This is a genomic window from Intestinimonas massiliensis (ex Afouda et al. 2020) (genome assembly GCF_001244995.1).
Taxonomy (GTDB): Bacteria; Bacillota; Clostridia; order Oscillospirales; family Oscillospiraceae; genus Intestinimonas; species Intestinimonas massiliensis.
Genome location: NZ_LN869529.1, coordinates 1,483,292 through 1,504,272 on the forward strand (window position 1 = coordinate 1,483,292; position 20,981 = coordinate 1,504,272).

The 20,981-nt window shown below is 58.5% G+C and carries 24 protein-coding genes and 6 tRNA genes; 10 read left to right on the forward strand and 20 right to left on the reverse strand.

The features are described 5' to 3' along the window. Positions 1-277: 277 nt before the first annotated feature. The 6 genes from BN2154_RS10980 to pyrB all read right to left on the reverse strand — a co-directional run bounded on the left by BN2154_RS10980 (position 278) and on the right by pyrB (position 1,953). Positions 278-353: transfer RNA gene (locus BN2154_RS10980), tRNA-Lys, on the reverse strand. Positions 354-410: 57 nt separating this feature from the next. Further along, positions 411-485: transfer RNA gene (locus tag BN2154_RS10985), tRNA-Gln, on the reverse strand. 62 nt (positions 486-547) lie between these two features. After that, positions 548-623 (reverse strand) — tRNA-His (locus BN2154_RS10990). A 25-nt stretch (positions 624-648) separates the two neighbouring features. Continuing rightward, positions 649-725: transfer RNA gene (locus BN2154_RS10995), tRNA-Arg, on the reverse strand. Positions 726-728: 3 nt separating this feature from the next. After that, positions 729-802, reverse strand: a tRNA-Gly gene (locus BN2154_RS11000). 92 nt (positions 803-894) lie between these two features. Beyond that, the gene (pyrB, locus tag BN2154_RS11005; RefSeq protein ID WP_050618821.1) at positions 895-1,953 is read right to left on the reverse strand and encodes an aspartate carbamoyltransferase; all 1,059 of its coding nucleotides are present in this window, start codon (positions 1,951-1,953) and stop codon (positions 895-897) included. 203 nt (positions 1,954-2,156) lie between these two features. On the opposite strand from pyrB, the gene BN2154_RS11010 reads away from it, so the two are divergent. Then, entirely contained in the window at positions 2,157-2,717 is a 561-nt protein-coding gene (locus BN2154_RS11010; RefSeq protein ID WP_050618822.1) for a putative ABC transporter permease, read from the forward strand. A gap of 32 nt (positions 2,718-2,749) precedes the next feature. On the opposite strand, the gene BN2154_RS11015 is transcribed toward BN2154_RS11010, so the two are convergent. After that, the gene (locus BN2154_RS11015) at positions 2,750-2,962 is read right to left on the reverse strand and encodes a hypothetical protein (RefSeq protein WP_050619618.1); all 213 of its coding nucleotides are present in this window, start codon (positions 2,960-2,962) and stop codon (positions 2,750-2,752) included. Positions 2,963-3,073: 111 nt separating this feature from the next. Here BN2154_RS11015 and BN2154_RS11020 point away from each other — a divergent pair, with 111 nt between their 5' ends. Both BN2154_RS11020 and BN2154_RS11025 read left to right on the forward strand, forming a co-directional pair. Next, the gene (locus BN2154_RS11020; RefSeq protein ID WP_050618823.1) at positions 3,074-3,919 is read left to right on the forward strand and encodes a DUF2238 domain-containing protein; all 846 of its coding nucleotides are present in this window, start codon (positions 3,074-3,076) and stop codon (positions 3,917-3,919) included. A gap of 55 nt (positions 3,920-3,974) precedes the next feature. After that, entirely contained in the window at positions 3,975-4,163 is a 189-nt protein-coding gene (locus BN2154_RS11025; protein WP_050618824.1) for a DUF1540 domain-containing protein, read from the forward strand. Between the two features lie 149 nt (positions 4,164-4,312). Here the strand turns inward: BN2154_RS11025 and BN2154_RS11030 are convergent, their stop codons facing one another. Next, a complete protein-coding gene (locus tag BN2154_RS11030; protein ID WP_368013994.1) occupies positions 4,313-5,875 on the reverse strand; it encodes a lactate permease LctP family transporter in 1,563 nt (520 codons plus the stop codon). A gap of 477 nt (positions 5,876-6,352) precedes the next feature. On the opposite strand from BN2154_RS11030, the gene larA reads away from it, so the two are divergent. Beyond that, entirely contained in the window at positions 6,353-7,621 is a 1,269-nt protein-coding gene (gene larA / locus BN2154_RS11035) for a nickel-dependent lactate racemase (RefSeq protein WP_050618825.1), read from the forward strand. A 39-nt stretch (positions 7,622-7,660) separates the two neighbouring features. Then, the gene (locus BN2154_RS11040; RefSeq protein ID WP_050618826.1) at positions 7,661-9,082 is read left to right on the forward strand and encodes an FAD-binding oxidoreductase; all 1,422 of its coding nucleotides are present in this window, start codon (positions 7,661-7,663) and stop codon (positions 9,080-9,082) included. A gap of 50 nt (positions 9,083-9,132) precedes the next feature. Here the strand turns inward: BN2154_RS11040 and BN2154_RS11045 are convergent, their stop codons facing one another. From BN2154_RS11045 to BN2154_RS11055, 3 genes are read right to left on the reverse strand one after another with little or no spacing between them, the layout of a single operon-like run. Beyond that, entirely contained in the window at positions 9,133-9,501 is a 369-nt protein-coding gene (locus tag BN2154_RS11045; RefSeq protein WP_050618827.1) for a helix-turn-helix domain-containing protein, read from the reverse strand. After that, positions 9,482-11,131 (reverse strand): helix-turn-helix transcriptional regulator, encoded by a 1,650-nt coding sequence (locus tag BN2154_RS11050; protein WP_094762487.1) that lies wholly within the window; start codon positions 11,129-11,131, stop codon positions 9,482-9,484. Before BN2154_RS11050 ends, BN2154_RS11045 begins: the two co-directional genes overlap by 20 nt. A gap of 2 nt (positions 11,132-11,133) precedes the next feature. Continuing rightward, on the reverse strand, positions 11,134-12,438 hold the full coding sequence (locus BN2154_RS11055) for an extracellular solute-binding protein (protein WP_242853746.1): 1,305 nt from the start codon (positions 12,436-12,438) through the stop codon (positions 11,134-11,136). Between the two features lie 296 nt (positions 12,439-12,734). Here BN2154_RS11055 and BN2154_RS15815 point away from each other — a divergent pair, with 296 nt between their 5' ends. The 3 genes from BN2154_RS15815 (at position 12,735) to BN2154_RS16090 (ending at position 13,660) form a co-directional block, all read left to right on the forward strand. After that, positions 12,735-12,875, forward strand: a complete 141-nt coding sequence (locus tag BN2154_RS15815) for a hypothetical protein (RefSeq protein WP_154666686.1) — start codon at positions 12,735-12,737, stop codon at positions 12,873-12,875. Next, positions 12,862-13,218, forward strand: a complete 357-nt coding sequence (locus BN2154_RS11060) for a zinc-ribbon domain-containing protein (protein ID WP_050618830.1) — start codon at positions 12,862-12,864, stop codon at positions 13,216-13,218. The genes BN2154_RS15815 and BN2154_RS11060 overlap by 14 nt, the downstream gene beginning before the upstream one ends. A 157-nt stretch (positions 13,219-13,375) precedes the next feature. Next, positions 13,376-13,660, forward strand: a complete 285-nt coding sequence (locus BN2154_RS16090; RefSeq protein WP_195892342.1) for a hypothetical protein — start codon at positions 13,376-13,378, stop codon at positions 13,658-13,660. Positions 13,661-13,843: 183 nt separating this feature from the next. Here BN2154_RS16090 and yaaA read toward each other — a convergent pair whose 3' ends face one another. The 6 genes from yaaA to BN2154_RS16095 all read right to left on the reverse strand — a co-directional run bounded on the left by yaaA (position 13,844) and on the right by BN2154_RS16095 (position 18,420). Further along, positions 13,844-14,701, reverse strand: coding sequence for a peroxide stress protein YaaA (gene yaaA, locus BN2154_RS11065; protein WP_094762488.1), 858 nt, complete (start codon positions 14,699-14,701; stop codon positions 13,844-13,846). Positions 14,702-14,770: 69 nt separating this feature from the next. Then, the gene (locus tag BN2154_RS11070) at positions 14,771-16,504 is read right to left on the reverse strand and encodes a DNA/RNA helicase domain-containing protein (RefSeq protein ID WP_050618831.1); all 1,734 of its coding nucleotides are present in this window, start codon (positions 16,502-16,504) and stop codon (positions 14,771-14,773) included. A 24-nt stretch (positions 16,505-16,528) separates the two neighbouring features. Continuing rightward, the gene (locus tag BN2154_RS11075) at positions 16,529-17,137 is read right to left on the reverse strand and encodes an HNH endonuclease (protein WP_050618832.1); all 609 of its coding nucleotides are present in this window, start codon (positions 17,135-17,137) and stop codon (positions 16,529-16,531) included. Continuing rightward, positions 17,134-17,517, reverse strand: coding sequence for a (deoxy)nucleoside triphosphate pyrophosphohydrolase (locus BN2154_RS11080; protein ID WP_238074103.1), 384 nt, complete (start codon positions 17,515-17,517; stop codon positions 17,134-17,136). The genes BN2154_RS11075 and BN2154_RS11080 overlap by 4 nt, the downstream gene beginning before the upstream one ends. Positions 17,518-18,026: 509 nt before the next feature. Then, positions 18,027-18,117 (reverse strand) — tRNA-Ser (locus BN2154_RS11085). An 87-nt stretch (positions 18,118-18,204) separates the two neighbouring features. After that, the gene (locus BN2154_RS16095) at positions 18,205-18,420 is read right to left on the reverse strand and encodes a hypothetical protein (protein ID WP_050618834.1); all 216 of its coding nucleotides are present in this window, start codon (positions 18,418-18,420) and stop codon (positions 18,205-18,207) included. Here BN2154_RS16095 and BN2154_RS11095 point away from each other — a divergent pair. Both BN2154_RS11095 and BN2154_RS11100 read left to right on the forward strand, forming a co-directional pair. Beyond that, positions 18,419-19,102 (forward strand): gamma-glutamyl-gamma-aminobutyrate hydrolase family protein, encoded by a 684-nt coding sequence (locus tag BN2154_RS11095; RefSeq protein ID WP_050618835.1) that lies wholly within the window; start codon positions 18,419-18,421, stop codon positions 19,100-19,102. The genes BN2154_RS16095 and BN2154_RS11095 overlap by 2 nt on opposite strands. 56 nt (positions 19,103-19,158) lie before the next feature. After that, positions 19,159-19,734: a xanthine phosphoribosyltransferase gene (locus BN2154_RS11100; protein ID WP_050618836.1), complete on the forward strand. Its 576-nt coding sequence runs from the start codon at positions 19,159-19,161 to the stop codon at positions 19,732-19,734. A 48-nt stretch (positions 19,735-19,782) separates the two neighbouring features. Here the strand turns inward: BN2154_RS11100 and BN2154_RS11105 are convergent, their stop codons facing one another. From BN2154_RS11105 to BN2154_RS11115, 3 genes are read right to left on the reverse strand one after another with little or no spacing between them, the layout of a single operon-like run. Continuing rightward, on the reverse strand, positions 19,783-20,151 hold the full coding sequence (locus BN2154_RS11105) for a lipoprotein (protein WP_050618837.1): 369 nt from the start codon (positions 20,149-20,151) through the stop codon (positions 19,783-19,785). Beyond that, positions 20,148-20,369: a helix-turn-helix domain-containing protein gene (locus tag BN2154_RS11110; RefSeq protein WP_050618838.1), complete on the reverse strand. Its 222-nt coding sequence runs from the start codon at positions 20,367-20,369 to the stop codon at positions 20,148-20,150. The genes BN2154_RS11105 and BN2154_RS11110 overlap by 4 nt, the downstream gene beginning before the upstream one ends. A 12-nt stretch (positions 20,370-20,381) precedes the next feature. Next, complete coding sequence (locus BN2154_RS11115) at positions 20,382-20,939, reverse strand: DUF2975 domain-containing protein (RefSeq protein ID WP_050618839.1); 558 nt, start codon at positions 20,937-20,939, stop codon at positions 20,382-20,384. Between the last annotated feature and the right edge of the window lie 42 nt (positions 20,940-20,981).

A 20,981-nucleotide genomic window follows, 5' to 3' on the forward strand; every position in this document is an offset into this window, starting at 1 on the left:
CTGAAGGGCAATGTGCTCTGGTGTGTGATATTCCGATGCTCCGGATGCCAAACCATTGGGGCGCTACCGGTCACTTGAGGCGGCAGCAGACCCCGGCGCCGCACAGCGGAGCCCAAACAGTATAGATGCTGACCCTTTCAGGTCCGCAACCAAAACGAAACCGAAACTAAACCGAAGCCCGGCGCAGCGGGTTCGGTTTGGAAAGGAGGAGCAGCGGCATAAGCACGCTTTGACTTTTAAAAAAGTCGGAGCAAGCGATATGTAGCTTGCTCCGACGTGGTGACCCGTCGGAGATTCGAACTCCGGACACCCTGCTTAAAAGGCAGGTGCTCTGCCGACTGAGCTAACGGGTCACATATCTATATCACCACGCACTTTCTCCCGTCTCCGGTAAAAATGCGTGCCGTTTTTGGCTGGGATGGCTGGACTCGAACCAGCGAATGCGGGAGTCAAAGTCCCGTGCCTTACCACTTGGCTACACCCCATCAGGCTGGTTCCAAAGCAACGGGCCGGAGCGGACGCTCCGGCCCTTCTGCCTTGAGATTTATGGGGTGGGTGACGGGACTCGAACCCGCGACACTCGGAACCACAATCCGATGCTCTACCAACTGAACTACACCCACCATAGGCTTGCGGAGACGGTGCAAATGGCACGCCTGAAGGGACTCGAACCCCTGACCCACTGCTTAGAAGGCAGTTGCTCTATCCACCTGAGCTACAGGCGCGTATGGAGCGGGTGATGGGAATCGAACCCACGCGACCAGCTTGGAAGGCTGGGATTCTACCATTGAACTACACCCGCATGGGAGCGGCACTCCAAGGAATGTCAGCCATAGTATATTAGCATAAATCCTGCCGGCTTGTCAATCCTTTTTTCACCATACGTGCTTTTTTTCATCGCAGCGCAGCGTCGCAGTAGGCACAGCAATCCACGCCGCTGTTTTCCTTCACCAGAGGCGGCAGGTACAACTCGGTCTGGGTGATGCACCGGGGATTGGAGCACACCGGCCGGGTACCGATCTCCACCGGGTCCGGCGTCAGACGTTCCTGATTGGCCAGGTCGGTCAACAGGGCCATGCGGGCGAACATGCCGTAGCGGGCCTGCTCAAAGTAGACTGCCCGGGGGTCGTCGTCCACATCCACCGTGATCTCATCCACCCGGGGCAGTGGGTGCATCACCAGCAGGTCCTTTTTGGCCCGGTCCAGCTTCCGCCGGGTCAGGATGTAGATTCCCTTGTTGCGCTCGTATTCCAGCGGGTCCACGAAGCGCTCCCGCTGGATGCGGGTCATATACAGCACATCCAGCGAGGGGATGACCGACTCCAGGCCGGTGACCTCGGTGAACCGCATGCCGTTCTCCCGCATAAAGGCGCGCATATACTCGGGCACCGCCAGCTCCCGGGGGGAGATCAGAAAAAACTTGATGCCGTCGAACTTGGCCATGGCCTTGATGAGGGAGTGTACGGTCCGGCCGTTCTTCAGGTCGCCGCACAGGCCCACGGACAGCCCGTCCACCCCGCCCCGAAGACGGGTGATGGTGGTCAGGTCGGCGGTGGTCTGGGTCGGGTGCATGTGGCCTCCGTCGCCGGCGTTGACGACCGGGACGTGGGAGTAGAGGGAAGCCGCCTTGGCTGCGCCCTCCTTTGGATTGCGCATGACCACCACGTCGGCATAGCCAGACACCATTTTGATGGTGTCCTTCAGGGTCTCGCCCTTGGCCACGGAGGAAGAGTTGGGGTCGGCAAAGCCGAACACCGTGCCACCCACCCGCAGCATGGCGGTCTGGAAGGAAAAGTTGGTCCGGGTGGAGGGCTCATAGAATAAGCTGGCCATCACCTTTCCCCGGCATGCGTCCAAAAAATCAGCGGGGTGGTCCATGATATCGCTGCACCGACGGTACAACGTCTCCCACTCCGCTCGTGACAAATCTCCAAAATCGATGAGATGCCGCATTTCTTCCCTGTCCCCTTTTGAATTTTCCTTATTTTATCACAAGCCCCACCCCCAGACAAGAGGCAACCCGACAAATTTCCGCCCGCAGACGGGCTGTAATCGTCACTTTCGACCGATAGCGGCCTGCCAAAAAATACACCGCATGATTTGGTCCGCCCCGCCCATGCTAAGGGATACAGCATGGAATGGGGGAATCGCTTTTGATGGCGGCATGGTTCTGGTATTTTGTCCTCTACAGCTTTCTGGGCTTCCTGGTGGAGGTGGTCTTCGCGCGAATCACCCATAATCCCAAAAGGGATCGAAAATGCCTCTATTTCCTGCCGCTCTGCCCGGTGTACGGGCTGGGCGTGCTTTTGATGCTGGCCCTGCCCGCCGCCCGTTCCAATTCCTGGCTGCTGTTTCTGTGGGCCGCCCTGTCCGCCACCGGAGCGGAGTACCTCATGGACCTCTTCTATGACAGGGTGCTGGGGGTCTCCTTCTGGGATTATTCCCATCTTCCTCTGAACCTCCACGGCAGGGTCTGTCTGCTTTTCTCCTTTTTCTGGGGCATTTTGGGCCTGATCGCCGTCCGGCTGGTCCACCCTCTCGCGGCGGAGCTGGTCTCCCGCATCCCGCAGGCGGTCACCCTCCCCGCCGCCCTGTTCCTGGCGCTGGACATCGGCTTTTCCGTCTTTGTGCTCCGCCGGGACGGCACCACGGACGCGCTGATGTGGTACCGCCGTCTGCCCGCCCGCGGCGCCCGGCACTCTCTCCCGGAAAAGTAAGGGCCGGACGGAGCTTTCCCGTCCGGCTCTCCTCACAGATTGCGCAGCTCCCGCAGGGTCTCGTTGATGACCATCTTGGGTAAGTACACCTGGGCAAAGCCGATGAGCTGGTTCAGCGTCAGGCCCCTGGCTGCAGGCACCATGGGGTGGTTGAGAAATTTTCCAAACCGCTTTTGAAAGACTGCGCGGGAGGCCGGATCGTCCAGCAATTCCCCCACCAAGATCTGATTGTTCCGCAAATCCACATTGATCACCTCTCTTCCATTCTATGCGCGCCGGGCCAGTCCCTTGCACGCGGGAGGAATCCGTGGTAAAATGTTTTACTCTATATATTTCGGTCGAAAGGATACCTACTTATGAAACAACGGAAATGGGATGATCCCAACTACAAGTCACTGCGGCAGGAGATCAAGGAGAAAAAGGGCGTCGCCACCCTGTACTTTATCCTGCGGGCCATGGTCCTTGTAGTGATGGTCGCGCAGTTCCTGAACGGCAACTTTGAAAACTTTTTCCTCTGTATTCTGACCCTCATTCTCTTTCTGGTGCCCACCTTTCTTGAGCGTAAGATACATATTGATCTGCCGGACACCCTGGAGGTCATCATCCTCCTGTTTATTTTTGCTGCTGAGATTCTGGGGGAGATTCAGGCCTACTACATCACCTTTCCCTACTGGGATACCATGCTGCACACCCTGAATGGCTTCCTTTGTGCCGCCATCGGCTTCGCCCTGGTGGATATTCTGAACCGCAGTGAGCGCTTCTCCATTGAGCTGTCTCCCCTGTTTCTGGCCCTCGTGGCCTTCTGTTTCTCCATGACCATCGGTGTACTGTGGGAGTTCTTTGAGTGTACCATGGACCAGTTCTTCCTGTTGGATATGCAGAAGGACACCGTGGTGCACACCATCTCCTCGGTCATGCTGGACCCGGCGGGCGGCAACCATCCCACGGCTATCAAAGGCATCACCGACGTCATCGTCGTCACAGCGGACGGCGCTGAGACCTCTCTGGGCCTGGGCGGTTACCTGGACATCGGTATCCTGGACACGATGAAGGACCTGTTCGTCAATTTTATTGGCGCGGTAGTCTTTTCCATCATTGGCTATCTCTACGTCAAGTCCCGGGGCGAGGGCCGATTTGCCCGCCGCTTTATTCCCCAGGTGGTCCAGGAGGAATGTTCTCCCAAGGAGGGTTTGTCTGAATAAGGCCCCAACCGGTGTGCATACTAGTTCTGTACCACACAAAGGAGGTCAAATTCAAATGAATCAGAATCGACATGCCAATCCCAGCATCGCCTGCACCGTGTCCACCTGCGCCTTCCACTGCAAGGACCAGAACCACTGCTCTCTGAACGAGATCAAGGTGGGCTGCTGCGATCCCAAGGTCACCGACTGCACCTCCACCGAGTGCGCTTCCTTCCAATTGGGCTCTTGTGACCACTGCCGCTAAATCGGCAATCGTCCCGGAGGGACAGCCTCTGCGGCATCCCCGAAGCCGGAACCGGCTGTCCCTCACGACTCCCGTGCCTCGAAGCCCGTCTCAACACATAAAAAACCTGCCGCGGAACAAAAATTCCGCGGCAGGTTTTTATACAATACTCAAATACCCAGAATCGGGGTAAGAATACCGCCCAGCAAGCCCACGACTAAGCAGGCGATAACCAGTTCCAGAACAGCCCATTTAATAATGCCGCCCAGTAGCTTAGAATCCTGGCCAATCAGGCCCACGGCCGCAGCCGCGGTGGCAATGCACTGAGGAGATAGAATTTTGCCTATACCAGCACCGGTGGAGTTTGCCGCCGCCAGCCAGAACTCGGATACACCTATTTGCTGCGCCGCAGCGGTCTGCAAACTGCCTAAGAGCACCTCGGTGCTGGTGCCACTGCCAGTGATGAAAGCTCCCAACGCAGCAATGATGGGGGCCACAAAGGGATAAAAGCTACCAGTGATAGAGACAAAGAAAGTGGCCATATCGTTGATCATACCGCAGTAGGTCATAATTTTTGCCACGGCCAGCACCGACATAATGGTCACAATGGTCTTGGACATCTGTTTGACGGTGGCGACCAGCGTCTCCCACATGACCTTAGCGCTGGCCTTCTGGACAACACCGCCGATAATGGCCGCCACAAAAATCCAAATGCCGGGGGTGTTAATCCAGCTGAAGGATGCTTTGCCCGCATTAGCCGAGGTGCTGATCTTGACAGAGGTGGAGAAGCCCGCCAAGGCGCTGTTGATAGGGCTTACCAACTTAGAAGTAATCAACAACAGGATGAAGATGAGAATGAAGGGAAGCCAAGAGGCCAAGGCCTTCCGGCCATCAATCTTCCCATGGACACCCTCAGCGCGCATATTGTACTCAGCGGGCACCTCCGCGTTTTTGCGGCTCCGGGCCATAAGAATGGTGCAACCTAGGCTGACCACGCAACCCACGATAACAGCCAGTTCTGGACCGGTGAACTTGGCGACAATAAGCTGCGGGAGCACAAAAGAGGCACCGGAGACCAAGGTAATGCCAACCACGCCCTTAAGGGCCTTAACTCCGCCGCCGCCAACAATAACCATCAGGAAAGGCACCAGAATCATGAAGGGAATCATTTGCACCACAGTGGTAAAAGCAAGAGGTAGGGCGTCAAGCCCGGTCACATTTGCCAGAGTAACGGTAGGAATACCCACCGAACCAAAAGCGGTTGGGAATGCGTTAGCCAGCATGCACACCAAGCAAGCCGCTATCGGATTCATGCCCATTCCCGCCAACATGCTGGCAGGAATGGCGATGGCCGTTCCAAAACCGGCCATTCCCTCCATAAAGCCGCCGAAGCACCAGCCGATGAGAAGCACGAGCACACGCTTATCGGCGGAGACACCGGTGAGCATCTGCTTGATAACATCCATGGCCCCAGTTTTCAGGGATAGATTGTAGGTAAAGATAGCCGCGATAATGACCAAAATAATGGGCCAAAGAGCAGATGCGAAGCCCTCCAGCGCGGAGGTGGCGCAGTCTATAACCGGCATTTTCCACAGAAACAGGGATTCTAGAATCGTAATAATAAGCGCTCCCACGCAGGCCTTGTGGCCCGCCATCTTGAGCCCTGTCAGTGCCACAATCAGCCATATGATGGGGAGCAGCGCCAAAATCCCCCTGAATATAATTTCTCCCACGAGATGTTCCTCCTCTTCTTTCCTTCATCGGGATGAGCAAACCGCAAAATTTTAAGTAGCAATATGCAATATATGGGATAATCGCCGATCTTATTATATCGCATCACTATATTTGCGAAACAAAATTTTGCTCATCTCTTTTCCCACAGCAGTATTGACGCTACCAATTTTTAATTTTACGGCCTCCTTTCTACTTGTCCTGCTTTCTACCATTGGTTCCACCAATTTATGTAGTATTTTATTCTTTTTTCATCATATTGTCCAGCACAAATTAGGTGCAAATCTCATTTTTCAATAAATCGCCAAAAATTAGTGTTTCAAATTGTAAGGAATGGAGAAATCTATAAAATGATTCAAAAATTCTTGCATCTGCTCCATATTGTGTTAAACTTATAAAGTAAAAATAGGTGGGACCAATCAGAACAGATGTCTCGTTCTGCCGGCAGAGCGATTCAAATTTTTTAAAGGAGGAATACCATGCAAATCGCGTACGGAACCAGCGGGATACCTTGGGTGCGGAGCCTGGAGGGCGTGGAGGTTCTGGAGTCCGGGATCGGCGAGCTGAAGGCGACGAAGAGCGAGGACGAGCTGGTGCTGGAGGCCATGGCCAAGCCCATCGACTCTCCCAAGCTGTCCGAGCTGGCCAAGGGCAAAAAGACCTGCACCATCATCATCAGCGACCATACCCGTCCGGTGCCCAGCAAGCACATCATCCCCTTCATGCTCGCCGAGCTGCGGCAGGGCAGCCCCGAGATCGACATCACCCTGCTGGTGGCCACCGGCTTCCACCGCCCCACCAGCAAGGACGAGCTCATCCAAAAGCTGGGCGAAAAGATCGTGGCGGAGGAGAAGATCGTCATCCATGACAGCCAGGACCCGGCCAGCAACGTGGAGATCGGCGTGCTGCCCTCCGGGGCCCGGCTGGTCATCGACAAGGTGGCGGCCGAGACCGAGCTGCTGGTCAGCGAGGGCTTTATCGAGCCCCACTTCTTCGCCGGCTTCTCCGGCGGCCGCAAGAGCGTGCTGCCCGGCGTGTGCGATCAGGTGACGGTGCTGGGCAACCACTGCGCCAAGTTCATCGCCTCCGACTGCGCCCGCACCGGCGTGCTGAAGGGCAACCCCCTGCACATCGACATGGTGGACGCCGCCCGGCAGGCCAAGCTGGCCTACATCGTCAACGTCATCATCGACGAGGACAAGAAGGTAGTCGCCGCCTTTGCCGGCAACTACGTCAAGGCCCATGAGACTGGCTGTGCGTTCCTGAAGGGCTACTGCCGGGTGAAGCCCCAGAAGCGGGGCGACGTGGTCATCACCTCCAACGGCGGCGCGCCCCTGGATCAGAACATGTACCAGAGCGTCAAGGGCCTGACCGCCGCCGAGTCCGCCGCCGCTCCCGGCGCCGTGCTCATCATCTGCTCCCGCTGCAACGACGGCACCGGCGGCGAGGGCTTCTACCGGGCTCTGAAGGACTGTGAATCCCCGGAGAAGCTCCAGGAGGAGACCCTCAAGATCCCCATGGAGCAGACCAACCCCGACCAGTGGGAGTACCAGATCCTGGTGCGCATGATGTGCAAGCACCATATCATCTTCGTCTCCGACCCCTCCGCCAGGCAGTTTGTGGAGGACATGAAGCTGGAGTACGCCCCCGACCTGGAGACTGCTCTGGACCGGGCCTACGCCCTCAAGGGCAAGGACGCCCACACCGTGGTCATCCCCAACGGCATCTCCGTCATCGTGGAGGAGTAAAGACGCCGACCGTTGAAAAATACGTTAGGAGGAATCCATATGGCAACCTACAATCCAGTCACCCCTGAAATCATCGAAGAGCTGAAGAAGATCTCCGGCGACCGCGTCGTCGTGGGCGCGGACGTCAACCCCGACTACTCCCGCGACGAGATGCCCATCTACGGCACCAAGATGCCCGACGTCTCCATTGATGTGCTGAGCACCGAAGAGGTCTCCGCCATCATGAAGGTCTGCTATGACAACAACATCCCCGTGACCTGCCGCGGCGCTGGCACCGGCCTGGTGGGCGCCTGCACCCCCATCGCCGGCGGTGTGGTGCTGTGCACCATGCGCATGAAGCAGATCCTGGAATATGATACCGACAACTTTGTCGTCCGGGTCCAGCCCGGCGTGCTGCTCAACGACCTGGCCGAGGACGCCCTGAAGCAGGGCCTGCTGTATCCCCCCGATCCCGGTGAGAAGTTTGCCACGCTGGGCGGCAACGTCTCCACCAACGCCGGCGGCCTGCGGGCCGTCAAGTACGGCGCCACCCGCGACTATGTCCGGGCCATGACCGTGGTCCTGCCCACCGGCGAGATCGTCAAGATGGGCGCCACCGTCTCCAAGACCTCCTCCGGCTACTCCCTGCTCAACCTCATCATCGGCTCCGAGGGCACCCTCGGCATCATCACCGAGCTGACCCTCAAGCTCATCCCCGCCCCCAAGCAGACCGTCAGCCTCATCTGCCCCTTCGAGGACCTGGCCACCTGCATCTCCACCGTGCCCCTGTTCAAGAAGGCCCACATGGACCCCCAGGCTCTGGAGTTCTTTGAGCGAGAGATCCTCATCTCCTCCGAGGAGTATCTGGGCAAGGCCGTGTTCCCCCGCAACATCGGCGGGCAGGACGTGGGCGCCTATCTGCTGGTGACCTTCGACGCCAACACCCAGGACGCCATCGACGCCCTGGTGGAGCAGGCCGCCGAGCTGGTGGTCGAGGCCGGCGCCATGGACGTCCTGGTGGCCGACACCCCCGCCAAGATGAAGGACGCCTGGGCCGCCCGCTCCTCCTTCCTGGAGGGCATCGAGGAGCAGACCAAGCTGCTGGACGAGTGCGACGTGGTCGTCCCCGTCTCCAAGATCGCCGACTTCGTGCTCTACATCAAGGAGATCGACAAGGAGTTCGACTTTGAGGTCAAGATGTTCGGCCACGCCGGCGACGGCAACCTGCACGTTTACACCTGCTCCGTGGACATGGAGATGGACGCCTTCGTCAAGCAGGTGGACCAGTTCATGCGCAAGCTCTACGCCAAGACCACCGAGCTGGGCGGCCAGATCTCCGGCGAGCACGGCATCGGCATGGGCAAGGTGGAGTACCTGGCCGAGTCTGTGGGGCCCGTCAATATGCGCCTCATGGAGGAGATCAAGAAGGTCTTCGATCCCAAGATGATCCTCAACCCCGGAAAGGTCTGCTACACCCTCTGATTGCTCCTATTAATAACCGCCCCCGGGCTTTAAGCCCGGGGGCGGTTTTCTTATTCTTGGGATGGCGGCCGTTCCATGCTGCGGATAAAATCGGCCACTGCCCGCAACTCCGGCTCGCTCATGCGCTCTACCCGCTGGAGCACCTCGGCCTGAAGGCCGTGCACAGGCCGCCCCCCGCCCTCCTCCCCCTGGAGGACCCAGTCCGCCGGGTAGCCGTAGACACGCTCGATCAGCCGGGCCAGGGTCTCGGAAATGGCCGTTTTCCGTCCGCTGGTGAGCAGATAGACATAGTTTGCGCTGATACCAAGGCTCTGGGCAAACTCCACCTGCTTGACCCCGCTCTCCCGAATGATCTGCCGGATACGCCCGGCAAGGCCGGATTCCCTTCCCCCGTCTGGGTTATATTTTCCCCTGGACATAGGCGTCCTTCGCCTCCTCCATCATCTGGATATACACCATGAGTTCCTTGCGGCTGGTGACGTTCAGCTTCATATAAATGCGGCGGTTGTGGGTCTTGATGGTATTGATGGACAGGCACAGAATCTCCGCGATCTCCCGCGCCGTGTGGCCCCGCATGTACAGGTCAAAGACCGCCCGCTCCGCCGCGGAGAGCGTGTCGATGTTCTTCACGAACTCCTGGTACAGGGCGGACTGACCCGGCAGCGGGTCCGGCGCTTCATCCTGCGTGGAAAGGAATTCGATTAGGTCGTCAATCTCCGGGATATGGGTCTTGGCGCCCTGGCCGCCCGCTTTGATTTGCCGGAAGGCCGCCATCACCGGCCGGACATATCGGTGACTGATAAAGGCGGCCACCGCCATGCTGCACAGCAGCAGGATGCCCAATCCCACCATCAGGCTCCAATTCCGGCCCGCCAGCTTCTCCGCCAGAGCATGCTCCGGCATCAGCAGGGCCAGGACCCACTCCTCCCCCTCATAGGCCGAGTCCGAGGGGTAGAGCACGACCTCCCGGTGCAGCCCTACATAGGGTGCGGCGTCCGCCTGACGGTATGTGTTGACCGCATGGGAATCCGGCTGGACCTCCAGCGGCTCTTCCGTCATATCGGTGGGATAGACGGCATAGCTCCCGGCGAACAGAGCGCCCTCTGCCGCCAGCCGTCCCTGCTCCAACGGCGCCAGCATACAGAACAGATACTCATACTGGCTGTTGTCCGGCGCGTAGGACAGCTTGAAGAGCATTTGGCTCACCTCAAAGCCGCACACCCCCATCACCGTCCCGTCAGAGGCCCGCAGGGGCACGGACAGCAGCATGACCCGCTCGCCGCTGCCGGGCAGGGAGGTGCTGCGGCTCCAGTGGTACAGCCGTGAGATGGGCAAATCCCGGCATTCCTCCGCCCGCTCCATCGGCACGGTGTAGTACTCCCCATCCGATACGTCGAATTCCATCCTCCACTGGGGCAGCGTATAGAGCCCCCGCTCCCGGGCCACCGCCATGGGGCCCACCATGTAGCGCAGGTTGGCCGCCGTATTGCTGACGATATTGGGCTCCATATTTTTCAGGTAGAGGCCCGCCCGGGAGTGCTCCGCCCCCTCCAGCTCCGGATTTACAGTGGCGTCCAGGATCAAAAACACCCCGCTGCTGCGGGCCTTCTCCAGCGCCCCGGACAGCCGGGCGAGCTCCTCCCCCAGCAGCTCCTCCAGCAGCGCCGTGTCCTCCCCCAGCCCGGCGGGTACGGCTCCGCGCTCCGCCAGGTGCCACTCCAGGCTCTGGGAGAGCTCTCCGGCCAGGGTCACTCCCTGCACTGAGATGTCTCCAAAGCTCCGGTACACATTCTGCGCCCGGTAGGACAGCTCATTTTCCAGCAGCTCCCGGGTAGCCTGCATGCCGCTGTGGAAGGTCCCCGTCAGAAAGAGGATGAGCAGAAACCCCATCAGGATGGCGTTGAGAAAGAGCAGCAGCATACCGAACAGGCGCAGGCGCATGGAGAGGCCGTCCCGGCCCGCCCGCCGAACGGCATGGATATAGAGCTTTCCGGTTTCCAGCAGGCCGCGTCCGGCCATACCCATCCCCTCCCCTGCGCTTTCGTCCATGCCTACCGGCCGGTGAAGGCCTCAAACCGCCCCTGCACCGCCGCTTCATAGGCCGCATCTGGCTCCGTGGTCTCCAAAAGCGCGCAATATTCCTCCCTAGCCGCGCCCCCGGCAGTCAAAAAGTCCGCTTCATAGCTTCTGCGCAGGGCGTTGAAGGAGTCAAACACCGGCGGGATGTAGAATTCGTACTCGCTGTAGACCTGTACCGCCGTACGCAGCAGCTTCTGAATGTTGACGTTCTCATTGGTGGCGATTTCCTGGTCCATGCTGTTTTCAAAGGCGGCCTTCGTCACCGGGAGATAGCCCGTGGAGGCCACAAAGCGCATGTTCTGCTCCGGCTGGGTGAACCACTTGAGGAACAGCACCGCGGCCTGCTCCTTCTCCGGGGTGGACCGGGCCACCACCAGGCCATTGCCCCGCTGGATAGCGATTTTCTTCCCGCCTTCAAAGGTGGGGAAGGGCAGCACGGTGTACTCCACCTGCTCAGTGGTGTTGTCCGGGTAGGTGATCTGATCCCCATAAAAGAGGATGCCCGCGGTAGAACCGGTGGAGCAGACGATCTCCCCGGTTTTGGACAGATCGGAGGAGTAGCCGTCGTAGATGGCATAGCCTCCCCGGACCGCCGGCTCAAACACGGCCTGCCACACCCGCCGGTAGGCCGGGTGGTCCAGTGCCAGGCTCTCTCCCTCCAGAAGGGAGGCCCCCATCTGCTCCATGCCCACCTGAGCCAGGTTGAACAGGGAGTCCGCTGTATAAAAATGCTTGCCGTCCCCCGCCGTATCGGGGGTCAGCCCGTCGGTCCACTGGTAGTATTCCATGCTGGCCGCCGCAATACCCTCAAAGGTGGACAGACTGTCCAGCGTGACGCCGACGGCCTGGGAAAAGCGGTCGAACAGAGTCTGATTGACAAAGAGCACCTCGGTAGACTTGGCGAAGGGAAAGACATAGAGCCGCCCGTCGTCCAGCCGCCCCTCCTCCACGAAGCGGGGCAGATAGGCGTCCAGCTCCTCCTGGGTAAACGGTCCATCCAGCGGCGCCAGCAGCTCCTTTGCCCGCAGAATGGAGGCCGTGGCGGGGTAACAGGTGGTAATATCCGGCATCTCGGGCGCGCCGGGGTCCCCGGCGGCGATCATGGTCAGCTTCTCCTGGACGGAGGCCGAGCCGGAGATCGAGGTGACGCTGAGTATGACGCCGTTTTCCTTGCCCACCGTACCATTGAACTCGTCCACCAGGGCGTCCATGGTGGCCTGCATCTGTCCGCCGAAATTGTGCCACAGGGTCAGAGTCACAGGATGTTTGGGGTCCAATCCGGACGGCTCACTGCATCCGGATAATAGGGTAACCATGATCAAGGCGACGCAAAAAATCCCTCCAAAACGTTTCATACAACCGCTCCTTTTCCCTTCTTCCCCTGGTTTTGTAAAAATCACCCCAAAAATCACCCCTATTCGGGCTTGACCGTCACCCCAGGGATGATGACTCAGGTGAATGCGACCGATATACTGAACGCCAGAGGCGAGAGTTTTTGCTCTCCTCTTCTGGTTTTTATTTTACCTTTATGCTCTAGCCAAATCAATCTTAATTTGTGGAAGGAGAGGATCACATGGAGAGCAGGGAACAGCTTCTCCAGGAAATCACGCAGGAGATCAAAGGCATGGACCGGGAGTCCCTCCGGCATCTCAGCGCATTTCTTACCGGATTGGAGGCCGTCCGAAAGGAGGAGAGCGGCCATGACCAGGCCTGATTCCCCCGCCTTCCATGCTCCCCATCGGCTCCTGTGCCGCGGCAGAGGCTGGCAGGTGGTTTTCTCCTGCGGTCTCTGCGGCAAGGAGTACGCCGTCCTTGTTCCGCAGGCAGGCCAGCCGGAACAGGCCCTGGCGCTGGCCGCCGCTGAGGCAAAGCTCCACTTCAACTGGTGCCGGCACTGCGGCGTCTGGGTCTGCGACGAGCACTTTAACGAAAATCGCGGCCTGTGCACCCGGTGCGCGCCCCGCATCTGCGCCGCCTGCGGCGCTGGGGTCCCCGCCGGAGACCAATTTTGTACCGTCTGCGGCGCCGTCCAGTTTGAGCCCAGCCGCCGTCCCTGAACCATCGAAAGAAAAAGCTGGTCCTTTTCTCCTGTGTATGCGCCACCGCCTCGGCGACCGGAAAAGACACCGTGACCCTTTACATCCAAGGTGCGGTAAAGCTATACCCAGGACCAGCGTAAGGAACCACATAGGCTGGCTGTTCGGCGACGGCGGTATGGGCGTGGCCATCCTCATCTGGCTGGCGGGCACCGGCCTGGCCAATTCTTTGTGGACAGCTCCCTGGGCTATAGCGACGAGTGCTGCTTGGTCTGCTGTTCAGGCTCCTGCACGAGAGCCCTCTGGTGCCCTTCCTTCCAGAAGGGTCAGCAGGAAAACCCCAGCCCGCCTGCGCAGAGGCGGCCACGGCGGACAAGACCTTTTGTCCCTCCTGCGGCGCGCCGCTTCCAGAGCAGACGGCGGCGGCCTGGACAGCCTGCTGGACCAGATCAACCGCGGCTGAGGCCCAAACGACGGCAAACTCTACCTGAGCCTGTCCTACTGTGACGGCACCCTCACCATGGACCACACCACCGAGCTGCGGATCTCTCCGGGATTCTCGGCGGATAGCCGCCGGCTCCACACCCCGTTTCAAAAACAGGGCGGCTCCTCTCAGGGGCGTCCTGTTTTCGCTCTTTCTCTCCTACTATCCGGAGGATGGGGAGTCGATCCGATGTTCAACCCCAGGGAGCGCATCCTGCTGACCGCCCTGCGGCTGTTTGTCCAGGACGGCTACGAAGCCGTGTCTGGACGCAAACGGCTCCTTGCGCAGAAACACCAGCTCGTCCGGCGTCGAATGTTCGGCGTCGTAGGCATAGCCCAGGCCGTCAAAGTCCCTCACGTCTACCGCCTTTGTGACTTGGCGCTCGGTCAGCCAGCGCACCATCTGCCCCCGCGCCATTTTGCACAGGGTGCCCCTCTCGACGATCTTCCCCTTACTCCGCTCCCCAAACACGCAGGTGACCACCCGCACCGTCCGGGGCAGATAGGGCGTCACCGCCCTGCTGTACTCCCGGGAGGCCAGGTTCAGGATCAGGTCCGTCTCGGCCGCCAGCTCGTCGGCCAGCCTGCCGCCCCAGAAATCGTACAAGTCCCGGCTCCCGTCCACGGACAGCTTTGCCTGCATCTCCAGCCGATAGGGCACCACCCCGTCGAGGGGACGCAGCACTCCATAGAAGCCGGACAGGATACGCAAGTGCTCCTGCAGGAAGGCGTACTCCCCGCGCTCGAACACCCCTGGGGCCATATACCGGTATTGGATTCCTTCATAGGCCAAAACGGCCGGCGTCAGGCCGCGCTCCAGGTCCATTCCCCGCAGCCGTTCCGCGTTGAGCCGCGCCAGGGAATCGCTGCACCGCCAGAGGGCCTGCAGCTCCTCCGCCGTCAGCCGCTGCAGCGCCTGCTTCACCCGCTCCGCCTTGTCCCGGAATCGGGGCAGTCCAACAGCGGCCAGGCCGTCCGGGTCTGTCCGCATCTTCTTCGCCGGTGAGATGATCATCCGCATAGGCTTCTCCTCTGTCATGTTTCTCGGCGTCCGCTGCCGGGTCCGATTATACCTCAGCGGGCAGGCCGGTTAGCGGTTGTCATTGCTATCTGCCGACTGCATTGGGCGATAGAGGTTCCAGGCTTGACCATTCCAAATCATGTCTGGTCCCCAGCACAGGATCGGGAGATCCACCTCTAAGCCCTGACAACTGAACTCGGTCACCACGTGGCGAAAGCGACAGCAGGATTTTGGGCTTTCGGGTGGATCATTATACCACGCAGCAATGTCCATGTTGCGCATACTGGTGGCTTCATAGCTATTATCCACGCCATAGCGTCTCATCAGCGTGGACTCTGCTTTAGAAGAGACTAGCAGTCCATAGCGCTTCGATGATTGCCCCATATAGCGAGTCGTACAATACGCCTTTGCTGCATCTAAATCCTGCGTCACGAGCATCGTATAGCCCGCAGACTGCAAGGAGGTGGCAAGCGATTTTGCCTGGTCAATCTCACCTGAAATCAAATGGTTCATAAAGGTGCTGGCGTCTTGGGCCAAGTGGTTGCGTAAGGACACGTTGAGATCCAATTGGTTGCGCGCGTGAAGGCGACGCATCGTCCGCAGCGGTTCAAAGGAGGCGGTCAGTTTTGAAGGTGCAACAATTTCCCATGCTCGTTGTGCACGGGAAATGGCGCTCACCCACTGGTCTACGCCGGCGGATTCCCCCTTGTAGATTTCTTTCCCTTCCCCGATGAGCACAAGAAGGACACACCACGGGAGCCGTGTCTCTGCCAGTTGGAGCATTAATTCTGCCTCGGAGCATTGGCGACCAGGGTTCCGCTGGGCCATGCGCTCCTGCGTCCAAGCCCGCTGCCCCTCATCAAAGACAATGATGCTCTGGTGAAAATCCTTGGCCCGATAGCGGACAAATTCATCGATCTGTTTATGGAGGTCCTTGACAAATACATTGCTCCCCAAAGCAGCAGAGAGGACTTTCACCAAGGGGCCGTTGCCCGACAGATACACAGAGTGCACTTGCTCTGCTGCCTGGAGGGATTCATAAACATATTGTAAACCCAAGTAAGTTTTCCCTGCGCCAGGCACACCCGTGACAAAGGCGAGCATATACTTGCCCTTTTCTTGCGCATAGGTAGCAATACCGGTAAGGCACTGTAATGCTTGTGGAATGCCTGCACTGTCTGCGCTGCGGATATGCGGGAGTGCCTCCTTGCGCATAATCATCTGAGCGGCCTCCACGATGGTGGGAAGGGGCTCATAGCGGGAGGACATCCAGGCAGTCGCATCACAAGCGGTTGTGCCCGCTTGCAACGTGTCGAGCAGGGCTTCCTGCAGCCGATCCCCAGAGCTCACAAGGACAGAACCTCTTAACTCTATTGTATGGTTTATGCGGGTAACCACCAGTAAGGAAGTGACTTTGCGGTTTCTGGATTCAAAGTGATATTCCTGGATATCCCGGGCATAGGCAGCCGTCTGGTCCACATCGGCCCGGAGCACACGGTATTTCATTTTGAACTCCAAAATCACGACCTGTTCTTGGCTGAGGAGGATCACATCTGGGCGACGGCCCGCTTCATAAGGCAGCTCGTATTCGAAGATCAGGATGAGCTCTGGATGTTGCGCTTGAATGGCCGGTAGCGTATGTAGGAGCACATCATAGCAGTCTGCCCAGGCAGCAATCTGCTCTTCGTGGAGAGGGCGCCCCGACTCCCGAGCCTTCATTTGGGCCAGCCATTCTTCTTTTCTAACACTGAGGAAGGTGCCCAGTGAGGAGGCAAAGCTACAACGGGGATGGGCCAGCAGCATAAGAACAACCTCCCACAAACAGTTTTATCCAATCGCTGAGCGTAGCTTTTGAACGTCCTCAGGGTCATTGACAATGTGCATCTTTTTGTGACAGTTGGGGCAGAGCGCGGCTGTATTGTCAGTGGTATCTGCCCCGCCCTGAGAGAGCCACTCAATATGGTGGCTTTCCAGGTAAGGACGCCCCTTTTGATCCCAAAATGGTGCTGGCTGGCCACAGAGCTGACAGATCCCCTTGGCCCGACGCTTGGCATACTCTGCAACAAAGGGGTCCCGTACGTAGACAGAGGAAGTCACATCCCGTTGGGCAGCCTTCTGTTTTTCAGTGCCGTTTACGTGGCGAGCAAGGTGCAGCACTTCAAAGAGGTACACTTCGACTCCGTTGTGATCTGATTCGGCCAGAGTGCGATTTTGACTGGTCAACGTCTGATCTCCAGTCTTGCCCATTCCAGTATAGTGAAGGGTATCGCCATACCACTTATCGTCATAGAGAGACTTTGTATGGTCCGAGATGATAATGAGGGTATTGGTGCGCTTGGAGCGGTGCATACCACCCATATTACCGCACTGAAATGCGGTACAGATTTCTGGGTGAGTCACTGTGTCGCCCACTGCAAATGGCGGTCGGAAGCTCATCGCAATACCTCCAAAAGTTTTTGAGAGACCAGATAGTCGGCCGGAAGCTGGTCGTGGTCTAACAACTTCGAAAGTGGGACCCACTCCATCTGATCATGGACGGTCAACTGGATTTCCCCTTCATATTGGTTGATCCGATAGGCATGTAGGCGAATGGTTTTGGAGCTCATTTCAAAGGCGCTCTCCGCCATCTTCTCACCAATTTCCGCGTCAATGCAGAGTTCTTCCTTTAGCTCGCGGTGCAGACACTGTTCACCAGTCTCGCCGGGCTCTATTTTTCCACCGGGATATTCCCAACCGCCAGCCGCATTCTGACCCGGAGCACGGCGCATAAGCAAAACATGGTGGTCTTTCACAAGGATACCAGCAGTTACTTCCATGATAATCCCTTTCTATGGAAGGATAATATTGTATTTTTATTGTACCAGATTTGGGTGTGTTTTCAATGGCTATCCCAAATTCTGAATCGCCCCCATCGATGAGCACGGTACTATGTTATAGCTGAAAAGAGAACTGCAAAAGGACACTTCTTCTTTTCAGAGGAACTGTCCTTTTGAGGGCAGGTAAGCAGCCTACCTACGCGGTATTCATTTTTGTCGCTAATTTAACACCCTCTACGGTATAACGGTTTCGTGCCCGATTTTTTCGGGTTGGAAAAGGATAAAAAATCCACCTGATAAACCTCCAAATCCTTGAAATTATGGGGCTTTTCCGGTTTGTCGTTTTAATACCGTAAGGGCATACCTGCGCAAGCCTTCTGCTGCAAAGCGGAGAAGTATCAATGAAGCAGCTTTCAAACCGGCTGAGGCACAGCATCTTCTCAACAACGGCAGACATCTATCCGCTTAAAAAGGAAAGAGCCTGCAATGGTACTCCCATTGCAGGCTCTTGGCGGAGGAGGTGGGAGTCGAACCCACGCGCCGGGAACACCGACCTGCCGCTTTTCGAGAGCGGTCCCTTCACCACTTGGGTACTCCTCCAAGCTATCTTCAACACCTGCCCTCTAGATGAACAAAGTGTAGAAATGCTGTTGTAAAAAATACGGGCAAGCCAGAAAACCAGTAAAATCAAGGGTTTTCGGGCCCAAACGGTCTACAGTCCACTTTGATTTCCATCAGTCCCGTTATGACCACTTCGATGCCGCTCCCTCTTGAGCCGCCAGTTAAAATCGTCAGCTCATATAAAATACCGTATTTCTTTCCGTTTGTCAATGCCGTCCCTTGCAGTTCCATGGCTTTTCCGCTATAATACCGTTGATAATCAAATGAGGAGAGGCCGAACATGAAAGCTCCGCGCATCCTGCTCTCCGGCTCCGACGGCAGCCGTATCAACTATGAAAATGCCATCCGCCGCGCGGGCGGCATTCCCTGCTCCTTCTACTGTCCCCCAGTCAGCACCGACTACGACGGGCTCCTGCTCTGCGGTGGCGAGGACGTGGACCCGTCCTATTTTCATCAGGAAAATCGCGGCTCCCGCGACATGGACCTGCGCCGCGACCAGGCGGAGTTTCCCCTCGTAGCCGCCTGGCTGGCGGCAGAGAAACCCATTTTCGGCATCTGCCGCGGCCATCAGGTCCTCAACATCGCGCTGGGCGGAACGCTGGTCCAGGACATTGGCCCGGAGCCGGCTCTCTTTCACACCCACGACTCCCATTGCGCCGGAGACAAGGTCCACCCCGTCCGGGCTGCGGCGGGCTCTGTTTTGCATCGCTTCTACGGCCCCATCTTTCCCGTGAACAGCTCCCACCATCAGGTCGTGGACCGGCTGGGGACGGGCCTGCGGGCCACAGCCTGGTCGGAATCCGGCCTGGTGGAGGGCATGGAACATGACACGCTGCCCCTGCTCTGCGTCCAATTCCACCCCGAGCGCATGTCGTATGACCGGCGTCGCCCGGACACGGCGGACGGCTCTTTCCTGTTCGAGCACTTTATTCAGCAATGCCGCGGAGGCTGTACCGGGTGGTAAGCCCAGTACCGCCGGAAGCACCACGCGGAAATATAGAACGGAGGCACCTACCACATATGGATGAACTGAAAAAACGAATCCAAAAGGACGCCGCCATCGGTGAGGGCGACATCGTCCGGGTGGACATGTTTCTCAATCACTGCATGGACATGGAGCTGCTCCAGTCCGCCGGCAAGGCGCTGGCCAAGCGCTTTCAAGGCGAAAAGGTCACCAAGGTGCTGACAGTGGAGGCTTCCGGCATCGCTATGGCCTGCTTTACCGCGCTGACGCTCGGCGTCCCCGCCGTCTACGCCAAGAAGTTTCAGACCGGATACATCGACCCGGACGTCTACACCGCCGAGGTCCACTCCTTTTCTCTGGAAAAATCCTACACCATGCGGGTCTCCCGCCGGTATCTGAGCGAGGACGACCGGGTCCTGCTGATAGACGACATCCTCTCCAGCGGCCAGGCCATGCTGGGACTGCTGGAGATCGTCTCCAAAGCCGGGGCGGAACCCGCCGGTGTGGGTGTCGCCATCGAAAAGGCCACCCGGGACGGCGGACAGGTCCTGCGGCGCATGGGTCTGCGGGTGGAGGCCCTGGCTACCATCCAGCGCATTGAGGATGGCCACATCGTCCTGGCGGAGGATTGAACCGCATGGAACAAGCGAAGGGACCGGCACGCCCGGTCCCTTCGCTTGTTATGACGGGAGCTCCTCCAGCAGCAGGACGGGCCGACCGCCCCGCTCCGACAGGGTGACGGTATACCGGAGCTCGTGCTCAAAGGACAGGGAAAACGTCCCCTGAGCCAGCACGGCCCGCTCCCCCTCGTCCCAGACGCGCAGCGACACCACCCCGCCCTCGTCCGGGTCCATCCGGAAGCCCAGGGAGTCCCCCCGCCCGATGGGGGAGCCGTCCGCGTAGCAGCCGCCCCCGCTATACCCCGGCCCGGCCAGCTCCACCAGTCCCACCGATGCGGCGCTGTCGTTGACGAAAATCAGATTGTCGGCGTTCCGGGCACAGCCGGCCAGGAAAAACAGCAGCAGGGCGGGCAAAAGCAGCCGCTTCACGGCTTTTCCTCCTCTCCGGATACATATTCCAAAATGTCGCCGGGCTGGCAGTCCAGAGCCCGGCAGATGGCCTCCAGGGTGGTAAAGCGCACCGCCTTGGCATGATTGTTCTTCAGGATGGACAGGTTGGCCAGGGTGATGTCCACCCGCTGGGCCAGCTCGTTGAGGCTCATCTTCCGCCTGGCCATCATCACATCCAAATTGACCATGATCGGCATCGTTCCGCCCTCCTATATGGTCAGGTCATTTTCCGCCTTCAGCTCCGCCGCCTGGCGGAAAAGAGCGGACATGACCATGCACAGCAGTCCCGCCATCAGAAAGATGGGCACGAACAGCGCGTTGTATGTGAGCAGAGGCATCAGGCTGCGATAAAAACACAGGCCCCACACCGTCCGGCCCAGGGCGGCGGCCGAGATGAGGAAGCAGCATACCGCCGCCCGCCGCATATTGGCCGCATTTTCAAAGGTGAAAGTGTTCCCGGCCAGGATGGTGTCCAGCACCCGGCGGGCCTGCCACAGGATGACGGCGGTGCAGACGCCGCAGAAAAAAAGGAATCCGTATAGTACCCAGTCATAGATTCCGCACTCTGCCACAAGAAACAGAAAATCCGGATAGTAAGAGAGCCAGAAAGCTACGGGATGGCGCAACAAATCCATCAACACCCCCGGCTCACCTCGGGACACCACCAAAGTCGGCAATTGGAACAGTGCTAGGATGTTGCAGATAAACGTAATCGTGACTAGGACCTTTAATACGCTGGCCAGCTTTTGTACTCCGGTCTTTTCCATGGGAATCCCTCCCTTGTTCTGGGGTCAGCATAGCACACTCTA

Bases quoted from the DNA above. Each gene is read 5' to 3' on its own strand.
- pyrB (WP_050618821.1), bottom strand. From the start codon at position 1,953: ATGCGGCATCTCATCGATTTTGGAGATTTGTCACGAGCGGAGTGGGAG.
- BN2154_RS16095 (WP_050618834.1), bottom strand. From the start codon at position 18,420: ATGTTCGGCCTCTCCTCATTTGATTATCAACGGTATTATAGCGGAAAA.
- BN2154_RS11075 (WP_050618832.1), bottom strand. From the start codon at position 17,137: ATGAGCTTCCGACCGCCATTTGCAGTGGGCGACACAGTGACTCACCCA.
- yaaA (WP_094762488.1), bottom strand. From the start codon at position 14,701: ATGCGGATGATCATCTCACCGGCGAAGAAGATGCGGACAGACCCGGAC.
- BN2154_RS11025 (WP_050618824.1), top strand. From the start codon at position 3,975: ATGAATCAGAATCGACATGCCAATCCCAGCATCGCCTGCACCGTGTCC.
- BN2154_RS11040 (WP_050618826.1), top strand. From the start codon at position 7,661: ATGGCAACCTACAATCCAGTCACCCCTGAAATCATCGAAGAGCTGAAG.
- BN2154_RS11010 (WP_050618822.1), top strand. From the start codon at position 2,157: ATGGCGGCATGGTTCTGGTATTTTGTCCTCTACAGCTTTCTGGGCTTC.
- BN2154_RS11095 (WP_050618835.1), top strand. From the start codon at position 18,419: ATGAAAGCTCCGCGCATCCTGCTCTCCGGCTCCGACGGCAGCCGTATC.
- BN2154_RS11080 (WP_238074103.1), bottom strand. From the start codon at position 17,517: ATGGAAGTAACTGCTGGTATCCTTGTGAAAGACCACCATGTTTTGCTT.
- BN2154_RS11050 (WP_094762487.1), bottom strand. From the start codon at position 11,131: ATGGACGAAAGCGCAGGGGAGGGGATGGGTATGGCCGGACGCGGCCTG.
- BN2154_RS15815 (WP_154666686.1), top strand. From the start codon at position 12,735: ATGGAGAGCAGGGAACAGCTTCTCCAGGAAATCACGCAGGAGATCAAA.
- BN2154_RS11070 (WP_050618831.1), bottom strand. From the start codon at position 16,504: ATGCTGCTGGCCCATCCCCGTTGTAGCTTTGCCTCCTCACTGGGCACC.
- BN2154_RS11115 (WP_050618839.1), bottom strand. From the start codon at position 20,939: ATGGAAAAGACCGGAGTACAAAAGCTGGCCAGCGTATTAAAGGTCCTA.
- BN2154_RS11045 (WP_050618827.1), bottom strand. From the start codon at position 9,501: ATGTCCAGGGGAAAATATAACCCAGACGGGGGAAGGGAATCCGGCCTT.
- BN2154_RS16090 (WP_195892342.1), top strand. From the start codon at position 13,376: ATGGGCGTGGCCATCCTCATCTGGCTGGCGGGCACCGGCCTGGCCAAT.
- BN2154_RS11020 (WP_050618823.1), top strand. From the start codon at position 3,074: ATGAAACAACGGAAATGGGATGATCCCAACTACAAGTCACTGCGGCAG.
- BN2154_RS11060 (WP_050618830.1), top strand. From the start codon at position 12,862: ATGACCAGGCCTGATTCCCCCGCCTTCCATGCTCCCCATCGGCTCCTG.
- BN2154_RS11110 (WP_050618838.1), bottom strand. From the start codon at position 20,369: ATGCCGATCATGGTCAATTTGGATGTGATGATGGCCAGGCGGAAGATG.
- BN2154_RS11100 (WP_050618836.1), top strand. From the start codon at position 19,159: ATGGATGAACTGAAAAAACGAATCCAAAAGGACGCCGCCATCGGTGAG.
- larA (WP_050618825.1), top strand. From the start codon at position 6,353: ATGCAAATCGCGTACGGAACCAGCGGGATACCTTGGGTGCGGAGCCTG.